The sequence below is a fragment of the Pseudomonas sp. G5(2012) genome (assembly GCF_000408945.1).
In the GTDB taxonomy this organism is placed as follows: domain Bacteria; phylum Pseudomonadota; class Gammaproteobacteria; order Pseudomonadales; family Pseudomonadaceae; genus Aquipseudomonas; species Aquipseudomonas umsongensis.
Genome location: NZ_APIO01000205.1, coordinates 1 through 10,132 on the forward strand (window position 1 = coordinate 1; position 10,132 = coordinate 10,132).

General features: G+C 57.8%; 10 protein-coding genes. 6 read left to right on the forward strand and 4 right to left on the reverse strand.

Annotated features, from left to right (window positions below; all coding sequences use genetic code 11):
* Nucleotides 1–385: 385 nt before the first annotated feature.
* From PG5_RS32615 to PG5_RS32630, 4 genes are all read left to right on the forward strand, one after another.
* Complete coding sequence (locus tag PG5_RS32615) at nucleotides 386–1,990, forward strand: tetratricopeptide repeat-containing response regulator (RefSeq protein WP_020801347.1); 1,605 nt, start codon at nucleotides 386–388, stop codon at nucleotides 1,988–1,990.
* Nucleotides 1,987–2,679: a sensor histidine kinase KdpD gene (locus PG5_RS32620; RefSeq protein ID WP_020801348.1), complete on the forward strand. Its 693-nt coding sequence runs from the start codon at nucleotides 1,987–1,989 to the stop codon at nucleotides 2,677–2,679. The genes PG5_RS32615 and PG5_RS32620 overlap by 4 nt, the downstream gene beginning before the upstream one ends.
* A 209-nt stretch (nucleotides 2,680–2,888) precedes the next feature.
* Nucleotides 2,889–4,130, forward strand: a complete 1,242-nt coding sequence (locus PG5_RS32625) for a glutamine synthetase family protein (protein WP_168759224.1) — start codon at nucleotides 2,889–2,891, stop codon at nucleotides 4,128–4,130.
* A 60-nt stretch (nucleotides 4,131–4,190) separates the two neighbouring features.
* The gene (locus PG5_RS32630) at nucleotides 4,191–5,555 is read left to right on the forward strand and encodes an MFS transporter (protein ID WP_020801350.1); all 1,365 of its coding nucleotides are present in this window, start codon (nucleotides 4,191–4,193) and stop codon (nucleotides 5,553–5,555) included.
* Between the two features lie 64 nt (nucleotides 5,556–5,619).
* Here PG5_RS32630 and PG5_RS32635 read toward each other — a convergent pair whose 3' ends face one another.
* The 4 genes from PG5_RS32635 to flgA form a co-directional block, all read right to left on the reverse strand.
* Complete coding sequence (locus tag PG5_RS32635) at nucleotides 5,620–6,366, reverse strand: flagellar brake protein (protein WP_033040709.1); 747 nt, start codon at nucleotides 6,364–6,366, stop codon at nucleotides 5,620–5,622.
* 91 nt (nucleotides 6,367–6,457) lie between these two features.
* Nucleotides 6,458–6,925, reverse strand: coding sequence for a flagella synthesis protein FlgN (locus PG5_RS32640; RefSeq protein ID WP_020801352.1), 468 nt, complete (start codon nucleotides 6,923–6,925; stop codon nucleotides 6,458–6,460).
* A gap of 48 nt (nucleotides 6,926–6,973) precedes the next feature.
* Complete coding sequence (gene flgM / locus PG5_RS32645; RefSeq protein ID WP_020801353.1) at nucleotides 6,974–7,300, reverse strand: flagellar biosynthesis anti-sigma factor FlgM; 327 nt, start codon at nucleotides 7,298–7,300, stop codon at nucleotides 6,974–6,976.
* A 166-nt stretch (nucleotides 7,301–7,466) separates the two neighbouring features.
* Nucleotides 7,467–8,228 (reverse strand): flagellar basal body P-ring formation chaperone FlgA, encoded by a 762-nt coding sequence (gene flgA / locus PG5_RS32650; RefSeq protein ID WP_020801354.1) that lies wholly within the window; start codon nucleotides 8,226–8,228, stop codon nucleotides 7,467–7,469.
* Between the two features lie 81 nt (nucleotides 8,229–8,309).
* Between flgA and PG5_RS32655 the strand changes: the two genes are divergently transcribed.
* Both PG5_RS32655 and cheR read left to right on the forward strand, forming a co-directional pair.
* Nucleotides 8,310–9,242 carry a chemotaxis protein CheV gene (locus tag PG5_RS32655; protein ID WP_020801355.1) on the forward strand — a complete coding sequence of 311 codons (933 nt, stop codon included), beginning with the start codon at nucleotides 8,310–8,312 and terminating at the stop codon, nucleotides 9,240–9,242.
* A gap of 46 nt (nucleotides 9,243–9,288) precedes the next feature.
* Nucleotides 9,289–10,116: a protein-glutamate O-methyltransferase CheR gene (gene cheR, locus PG5_RS32660; RefSeq protein WP_033040711.1), complete on the forward strand. Its 828-nt coding sequence runs from the start codon at nucleotides 9,289–9,291 to the stop codon at nucleotides 10,114–10,116.
* The last annotated feature ends 16 nt before the right edge of the window (nucleotides 10,117–10,132 follow it).

Below are 10,132 nucleotides of genomic sequence, written 5' to 3' on the forward strand. Positions count from 1 at the left end.
GGTAGGGGTTTTGTCTTTGTGCCCGATTTTCCCCCTGTAGGAGCGAGCATGCTCGCGAAGAACCGGAGAGCGCCACGGAATATCAGGCCCCAGCCTTATCGTTAACGCCCACCGTCGAAACGCCGCCCGGAGCATGCTCGCTCCTACAATGAAACCGCTCAATTCCACTCCCCTCGCTTCAAGAGAATGCTACTGCCGGCCGATAACCTTTAGGTCGCAGCGAGCTTTACATCTCACAGCTTCAACAGTCATCAGGTTTCGAGAAAAACCCCTTGATGACTAATGGCTAACCGCTATCATCTGCGCGCCGTAAAGGGCAGTGAAGCTGATCTTGTTCGTGCATTCGCCTCTCGGTTCTTCTTCTTAAATTGCCTGGAAATCTTCGATGCTGTCGTATCACCAAAAGAGTTTTCTGATCGTCGACGATTTTTCGGATTTCCGCAGTTCGGTAAGGTCGATGCTGCGGGAGTTGGGTGTCAAGGATGTGGACACGGCCGACACTGGCGAACAGGCGCTGAAGATGTGTTCGCAGAAATCCTACGATTTCATCCTCCAGGATTTCCACTTGGGCGATGGCAAGAAGAACGGTCAGCAGGTGCTCGAAGACCTGATGATCGACAAGCTGATCAGTCATGAAAGTGTATTCGTGATGGTCACCGCTGAAACCAGCCAGGCCATGGTGCTCAGCGCCCTGGAGCACGAGCCTGATGCTTACCTGACCAAACCCTTCAACCGATCCGGTCTGGCTCAACGCCTGGAGCGACTGGTACAGCGCAAGACGTTGCTCAAGCCGATATTGCAGGCCCTCGACCGTGGAAAGCCGGTGGAAGTGCTCAATGCCTGCATAGCCTTGTGCAAACAGGATATCCGCTATTCGCCGTTGTGCTTGCGCTACCGCGCTGATGCCCTGCGTGACCTCAATCAGAACGAGGTACTGGAGCGTCTCTACGACGGCATCATCGCCGATCGACCCTTGCCATGGGCATTTGCCGGACTGGGCAAGTTGTTGTTCAAGCGGGGCCAGGTCACCCAGGCAAAAGCTGTCTACGAAAAAGCGCTGAAAGTGTTTCCGATGATGCCGGCGCTCTACGATGGCATGGCAGAGGTGCTGATTGCCGAAGGCGATACCAAGGCCGCTCAACGCGTTCTTGAAGAGGCGATTCGCTTGTCGCCACTGGCGGTGCGCAGACAAGCGCAATTGGGAAAATTGGCAATGACCAATGAAGATTTTGACACGGCGTCCAAAGCTTACCGCCAGGCTGTTGCCCAAGGTGCCCAGTCACGCTTCAAGGATGCGGAAAGCAACCTCGGACTGGCTCATGCCTTGATCAGCAAGGGCAGTGAAAAAGGCCTTGATACCCGCACTCGTCTGGAAATCAACACGACCCTGAGTGCGGTGGCAAAGGAGAACCCGTCCGATCCCGGTCTGCAAATCAGGGCGCGGTTGATGAAGGCGACCAGTCTGCTGCTCAACGACGCCGAAACGGCGGAAAAGCTGACTGAGCAAGCCATCATGCGGCTCGATGGCATGGAGCAGTTCATGAGTGCCGAAGCGGCGCTGTTGGTAGCCAAGCAATTACAGATGCTGGGTCAGGCCAATGCGGGCGCTTCGATGTTGAAAAACTGCGCAGAGATTTACGGCGACGATCCTGCGGTCATGAAGGGCATCGCCAAGTTGACTGATGATCCGAGCATCCTCAACTCCGGCAACGTTGCAGCCGATCTCAATCGGCAGGGCGTGCGCGTGTACAAGACTGGTGACTTGGTGCAGGCCCGAGGGATTTTCCGCAAAGCCCTGGCGCTGCAGCCCAAGAACATCAGCATCGCGTTGAACCTCGCACAGGCGTTGCTGCATGGTACCGATACCAATGTCCCCTCAGAGGAACTGGAGGAATGCCGGGCCTGCCTGAAAATGGTCGGCTTAATGCCGGACACCGACTCGCGTTTTGCGCGTTATACGAAGCTCAAGAACAAGGCATTTGGCGAATGAACGAACACCAACAGGCACTGGATTTCTCGACGGTGATTGCGTCCACCGTACACGACATGAAGAACTCGCTGGCCACGCTGATGCAGGCCCACAGCCAATGCCTGGCGAGCTTGCCGGCGTCTGCCCGCCACACTCCTTCGCTGGGTGTGATCGAGTTCGAGTTCGCGCACCTCAATGGCATGCTGGTGCAGTTGCTGGGCCTGTACAAACTGGGCGTCAACCAGATGCCCCTGCAACCGGCCTACCACGAACTGGACGACTTCATCGAAGCGCAATTGGCGTGTCATCAAGACGTGTTCGCCAGCCGCGGTATTGCCGCCACGTTTGAAGTCGATCCCTTGAGTCCGTTGGGTTTCTTTGATCGAGAGCTGATCGCTTCGGTACTGGCCAATAGCATCAACAACGCGATCCGTTATGCCCGTCACGCAGTGTTGATCAGTGCCAGCGACGAAGCCGGGCAGTTGGTCTTGACCATCAATGACGATGGTGAAGGTTATCCTGCGCAAATGATCGAGCATCAGGCCGAGTATGTGCAGGGCATCAACCACAGCACCGGCAGCACCGGCCTGGGACTGTACTTCGCCGGTCGGATTGCGGCACTGCATCAACGTAACGGCGTAGGCGGGCGCACGGAAATCAGCAATGGCGGTCCTTTGGGTGGGGGCGTCTTCAGGCTCTATCTTCCTTGAACCCTCGGGGCCTACATATTTGAGAATCCTGCTTGATATTCTGAACACGCGGAGCCTATTTTGTACGAGTTGCCGCTCGCGGCTCGTATAAAAACAAGGATTGCGTCATGACAACCGATGGCCTGGGTTCACTCGCGCAGCGATTGACGGGCATTGATGAGATCGAATGCGTTACACCGGATTTGAATGGCGTGCCCCGAGGCAAGGTGATGACTGCCGAGGGCTTCCTCGAAGGACGTCGTTTGCAGATGGCGCGGGGAGTGATGCTGCAATGCATCATGGGCGGATATCCGCCGGCACGCTTTTACGGTTGCGATGACGGCGACCTCGCGCTCGTCCCTGATCCGGCGCAGATCCACCGCTTGCCCTGGAGCCAGCAACCTCGGGCATTGGCCATCTGTGATGCGGATGAATTGTCGGGCGAAAGCTCCAGTCTGTCGACCCGCGGCCAGCTCAAGGCGGTCATCGCGCGTTACGCGGCGGTGGGCCTTGCACCGGTGGTGGCGACTGAACTTGAGTTTTTTGTCTTCGCTCCCAATACCGATTCGACCCAGCCCTTCCTGCCGCCGACTGGCTTGGACGGTCGACGCGAGGAAGGTCACTCGGCGTTCAGTGTCAGCTCCAACAACGGCCTGCGGCCGTTCTTCCGCGAGGTCTATGAGTGCATGGCTGCGCTGGGCTTGCCGCGCGATACCTTCATGCACGAGATGGGCATCAGTCAGTTCGAAATCAACTTGCTGCACGGCGATCCTTTGCTGCTGGCAGACCAGACATTCCTGTTCAAGCATTTACTCAAGGAAGTCGCGCTCAAGCACGGCCTGATCGTGGTTTGCATGGCCAAGCCATTGGCGCACACGCCAGGCAGTTCGATGCACATTCACCAGAGCATCATAGAGATCGGTACGGGGCGCAATGTCTTCAGTGACGAAGCCGGTCAACCGACTGCTGCCTTTCGCCATTTCATAGGGGGGCAGCAAGCCGGCATGGCGGATTTTACCGCGCTGTTTGCACCCAACGTGAATTCGTATCAGCGCTTGTGCCATCCCTTTGCATCACCGAATAATGCCTGCTGGTCCCATGACAATCGGTCGGCTGGATTGCGCATCCCCGCCAGCTCGCCGGTCGCTCGTCGGGTCGAGAACCGATTGCCGGGAGCTGACGCTAACCCATACCTGGCGATCGCAGCGAGCCTGGCCTGCGGGTTGTATGGCATTGAGCATCGACTGGAGCCCGACGAACCGGTTCAGGGTGAGTTCCAGGTACCGGATAAACTTTCATTGCCCTGTACCTTGCATGCAGCGCTTGAGCGTCTGAAACGTAGCCATTTGGCAATTGAACTGTTCGGCAAGGAATTCATCGAAGGCTACGTCGCTTCGAAGACCATGGAATTGACCAGTTTCCTTGATGAAATTACTCCCTGGGAACGGCGTGTCCTGGCCGCCCAGGCCTGATGAAATGTCGACACCGGGCTATCGTTTAATAGCCCGTCACCCACTGCAAGGAGTCGCTCGTTGCGCCTAATCTGGAAGTCCTTTCGAGCGCTTTATTTCGCGTCGCTGATGATGTTGATCGGCTCGGGCCTGCTGAGTACTTACCTGGCTTTGCGCCTGGCTGCCGATCATGTCGATAGCCTGTGGGTCGGCGCGTTGATGGCTGCCAACTATTTCGGCCTGGTGCTGGGCGGCAAGATCGGCCATCGGTTGATAGCCCGGGTCGGGCATATTCGGGCCTACTCGGCCTGTGCCGGGATAGTCGGCGCGGCGGTGCTGGGCCATGGCCTGGTGGACTGGTTGCCTGCCTGGTTGTTCCTGCGGGTGATCGTCGGTCTCGGCATGATGTGCCAGTACATGGTCATCGAGAGCTGGCTCAATGAGCAGGCCGATGCCAAGCAGCGCGGCCTGGTGTTCAGCGGATACATGATCGCCTCCTACCTGGGGTTGGTGCTGGGTCAGTTGATTCTGGTCATGCACCCGGGGCTGGGGTTGGAGCTGCTGATGCTGGTAGCCCTATGTTTCACGCTTTGCCTGGTGCCGGTGGCCCTGACCCGACGGATTCACCCGGCGCCTTTGCATCCCGCACCGATGGAGCCGCGGTTCTTTATCAAGCGGGTGCCACAGTCATTGAGTACCGTCCTGGGCGCAGGCCTGATTGTCGGCTCGTTCTACGGTCTGGCACCGCTGTACGCCTCCCAGCAAGGGCTGTCCACGGAGCAGGTCGGCCTGTTCATGGGTAGCTGCATTTTTGCCGGGTTGCTGGTGCAGTGGCCGTTGGGATGGTTGTCCGATCGCTATGACCGGGCGCTGTTGATTCGCTGTTTTGCGTTTAGCCTGGCGTTGGCTGCCTTGCCGTTGGCGATCATGGAGCGGGTGCCGCTGGAGGTCCTGTTCGTTGCCGGTTTCCTCTGCTCGTTGGTCCAGTTTTGCCTGTATCCGTTGGCAGTGGCCTTCTCCAATGACCATGTCGAGGGCGATCGACGGGTTTCGTTGACGGCGATGTTGCTGGTGACCTATGGCGTTGGCGCCAGCATCGGTCCATTGGTGGCGGGCGTGCTGATGAAGTTGTTCGGCAGCCAGATGCTCTATGCGTTCTTCAGTTTCTTCGCGTTGGTGCTGGTGTGGCGAATTCGTCCGAAAGCGGTGACCAATTTGCATCAGGTGGACGACGCACCGCTGCATCACGTCGCCATGCCAGACAGTATGTCGAGTTCACCACTTGTGGCGGCGCTGGATCCAAGGGTGGACGAGCAGGTGGTGCAGGATCAGATGCAGAATCCACTTCCCTCCGATCCGAGTCCGGAACCGGAACCGGAAACCGATCCTCCCCCGCAAGAACCGGATTCTGGCAGGGAGCAGAGTTTTACCGAGGCCAGGCCCTGACATTCAGGCAAAAAAAACGGGCAGTCACCGCAAGGGGCTGCCCGTTTTTGCTTGAAGCGTTGCCTCAGAAGTCGTCTTTGTCGAAGCGCCGCGCTTCGCGTTGCAGCTGGTAGACGAACCGCTCGACCTGACGTTGCACCAGTCCGCTCATGTTGTGGAAACGAACGCCAGCGAAAGTGGTGGAGATCTTTTCTTCAAAGTGCAGGTAGCGCAGTTCAACCGGTGCCGTCATTTTGCCGAAAGGCAGATCGGCGTTGAAACGGTCGTAAACCTGACCCAGTTGCAGGCTGCCGGTGATATCGCCTTCAAAGCGCAACTTGCAGCCAGTGGCGGAGATGTCCAGCAGCTTGCCGCTGATCGATGCCTTGAGTTTTTCACCGTCCAGATTGACGTTGACCAGTTGGGCCAATTTCAAGGCAGCGCGGAATGCATTGCGGCGCTGGTGGTAGACGACTTCATCGGGCAGGGTGCCACGGTAGCAACGGCTGCCGTTGGATTCGTCGATGGTCAGCGGGCCATTGCTTTCCCACGCGATGCGCACGCCTTCATGAAAACCTTCGACTTTGAAGGGTTCGCCGGCCAGCAGGAAACGTTCGCCATCGCGGGGAATCATTTCGTCCAGGGCAATCATGTTGCGCTCACGATCGAGGTCCACCAGATAGCTCTGGAAGCGCTGGCTGCGCTCGTGGAACGTGATGATCAGCGGGTCATGGCTGTCTAGCAGCTGGCGCAAATTGCCGGAGATCTCCAGGGGCGTTCTGAGCACCTTGGGAGGCTGCGGAGCATCTTCCGCGTTTAAGGCATTGGACACGGTTAATCAATCTCCAGACAAATGTTGACTACGGCAAGCGGCATTTTGCCATCATGTTTCGCGTCTTGATAGAGTGTGCTTATAGACAGGCTCAAGCCTGACTGAGCGGGCGCGGTTTCACTAACCGGGAGAATGATCCGCTGGCGTCATAGAGCGCGGGCTGGTCACCGCCGTTAAGGATTCTCAGCTGGGTGGCCGTGGCGGCCTGCTGTACAAGGATCGACTGTCCATTGTCGGCGTTGGCGGCGTGGCATTGAGCCAACAGGTCGGTCAGCGCATCACTTTGCACCAGCAGTTCTTGACCAATGCTCGATTGACTGGCCAGTTGCTCCAGACCGCTGCGGTTGGCTGGCAAGTTGAGGCTGGCGAGAATCTCACTGCGTCTGCGGCCATGCTGATCGAGTTCGATGACCAATGCCTGCTTGTGCGCCAGAATTTCTTCCAGCAACCGCATGTCGCGGCCGTGCAGGGCGAGGGATTCGGTTTGCAGTAATTCCAGCAAGCGTTGCGCTGGAGCAAGGTCGTCGGTGATCAGTTGCAGTAAATTAGTGTCGTGCATGGCTGGCCTTGGGGTTTAAGCGTCCAAAAGCCTGGCGCGGGCCTAGGCCTAGCGCTGGGCTTCGAAGTTGAGCAGTTTGCTGGCTACACGGTTGCTGTCGACTTTATAGCTGCCATCGGCGATAGCTGCTTTCAACTCAGCCACGCGGGATTTGTCGACGACAGGCTGATCACGCAGCGTATCGGAGATCTTTTGCAACTGTTGCGCCTCATTGCTCAGATGTACCGACTCCCCGCTTTTGACGGTACTGGCCTGTTCGGCCGCGGAGGTAGGCTCGGCAGGTTTGCCGGATTCGGCGGTTTCCCTGGCGGCGCTGGTACGTGTACTGCCCGTGACTGACGGGGAGCTGTTCAATCGGCTGAAATCGATAACCATGTTAAAAACCTCTGGGAATTTGGACGCTTGCCATGTTTTCGGCCATTCCCTGAAAAACTTTAGGCTCATTGATCAAATGAGCTTGCGCGCGCCAGCGCTTGCCGTGCCTGGCACACAGTTTAGGGAACCGCCGAGGCCGGCGCCACATCTTCACCCACAGTAAATCCTACATGGACACTTCCACCTGGCCTGGTGCGATCACCTGTGCCTTGATGACCCGTTTGGAATTGAGATTCTTGACTCGAATCTGTTCGCTCAGGCCGCCACTGGCCAATGCCTCGCCGGGCATTCGCACGCTGAGCGTACCACTGCGGGCGGTAATCACTACCTGGTCGCCCTTGCGTATCACTTCCGCTTGTTCGATGTGCACCAGGCTGATGACCTGATCGTTGACCATTGGTCGGGTAAGTCGCTGCCCGACAGCCTGGTCCACGGCAGTCAGGTACCCCTGGTTAAGCAGGCTGATATCGCGCTCACGCAGCATGACGTCCTGCGGCTCGATAATACCGGCGCGGCGCAGTGGCCGGGTGGTCGTGACGACCTCGCGAAACAGGCGTACTTGAGCGGGCACGAAGACTGTCCAGGGGGATGTTCCCTCACAGCGAACCTTGACCGTTACGCGGCCCAAGGGCTTGGCCGGACTCTCCAGCGTGGCTGTCAATTCCTTGTCGCACATCGGCATGCGCAGACGCGGATCGAGCGGGTTTACCTGGATTTCATAGCGACCCTGGGTTTGACTGGTCGCCAGATAGTCCTCTACGGTGAATTCAAGAAAGCCCTGGGTGACGCCGATAAGCATGTCAGGCAAGGTAACCGCGTCAGCAAGGGCAGGGCTGCCAGCGTTGAACAGGCAAACAGCCGACAACACCCCCAGCCATTGGCGGCAGCGGGTGGTCAGGCGTCGGAATAATGTCGGTTCTGAGTTCATGACATGTAAAAAGCAAGCGCCGTGCCGTTTAGTGAAGAAGGCGCGTCGCAACAACACTTAGCGTTGGCGTAGGAGTCAGGCATGGCTGGTGTAATGGATTCGGTGAACCAGCGCACGCAACTGGTGGGGCAAAATCGCCTTGAGTTGCTGTTGTTCCGTCTCGACGGCCAGCAGCTGTATGGGATCAACGTGTTCAAGGTGCGGGAGGTGCTGCAATGCCCCAAACTGACGCTGATGCCCAAGTCCAGTCCTGTCGTGTGTGGCGTGGCAAATATTCGGGGGGCGACCATTCCGATCCTTGATCTGGCGATGGCGACCGGTTCCGGTGGCTTGAAGGACAAGAACAACCCCTTCGTGATCATCACGGAGTACAACACCAAGACCCAGGGATTCCTGGTTCGCTCGGTGGAACGCATCGTCAACATGAACTGGGAGGAGATTCATCCACCACCCAAGGGCACCGGACGTGATCACTACCTGACGGCGGTGACCCGGGTCGACAACCAGTTGGTGGAAATCATCGACGTCGAAAAGGTACTGGCGGAAGTGGCGCCGACCCCGGAAGCGATCTCCGCTGGCGTGGTGGATGTCGAGACCCAGCACAAGGCGCTCTCCTTGCGCGTGCTGACGGTCGATGATTCGTCAGTGGCGCGCAAACAGGTCACCCGGTGCCTGCAAACGGTCGGTGTTGAAGTGGTGGCGTTGAACGACGGTCGCCAAGCGCTGGATTACCTGCGCAAACTGGTCGACGAGGGCAAGAGGCCAGAGGAGGAGTTCCTGATGATGATTTCCGACATCGAGATGCCGGAAATGGACGGATACACCCTCACGGCGGAGATCCGCAACGACCCTCGCATGCAAAAGCTTCATATCATCCTGCATACTTCGTTGTCGGGTGTATTCAATCAGGCGATGGTCAGGAAGGTCGGTGCCGATGACTTCCTGGCCAAGTTCCGTCCTGATGACCTGGCATCCCGGGTAGTCGACCGGATCAAGGCAGCAGACATCAGCTAGGGGCGTTCGGCCCCCGGCAGTCAACACGATTTTAGAGGCGGCAGCATTGTCTACGGGTAATTTGGATTTCGAACAGTTCCGGGTGTTCCTGGAAAAAGCCTGTGGCATTTTGCTCGGTGAAAACAAGCAATATCTAGTCTCCAGCCGTCTCAACAAACTGATGGAGCAGCAAGGCATCAAGTCCCTGGGTGAGCTGGTCCAGCGCATTCAGACCCAGCCGCGCAGCGGGTTGCGCGAGATGGTGGTGGATGCAATGACGACCAACGAAACCCTGTGGTTTCGTGATACCTATCCGTTTGAAGTCTTGAAAAACAAGGTGCTGCCCGAAGCGATCAAGGCCAGCCCCGGCCAGCGTCTGCGGATCTGGTCGGCGGCCTGCTCGTCGGGTCAGGAACCGTATTCGCTGTCGATGTCCATCGATGAGTTCGAGCGGTTCAATGCCGGGCAGTTGAGAATGGGCGTACAGATCGTTGCCACCGACCTGTCGGGCACCATGCTGAACAACTGCAAGACCGGCGAGTACGACAGCCTGGCCATCGGTCGCGGCTTGTCTCCCGAGCGGCTGCAGCGTTATTTCGACCCCAAGGGGCCGGGGCGCTGGGCCATCAAGGCGCCGATCAAGAGCAGGGTCGAGTTTCGCTCGTTCAACCTGCTGGACAGCTACGCCGGCCTTGGCAAGTTCGACATCGTGTTCTGTCGCAATGTGCTGATCTACTTCTCCGCCGAAGTGAAGAAGGACATCCTTTTGCGCATTCACAGCACGTTGAAGCCGGGAGGTTATCTGTTCCTCGGTGCTTCCGAAGCGCTGAACGGATTGCCGGACCATTACCAGATGGTCCAATGCAGCCCGGGGATTATTTACCAGGCGAAGTGATGCAAGCGCGACAGGC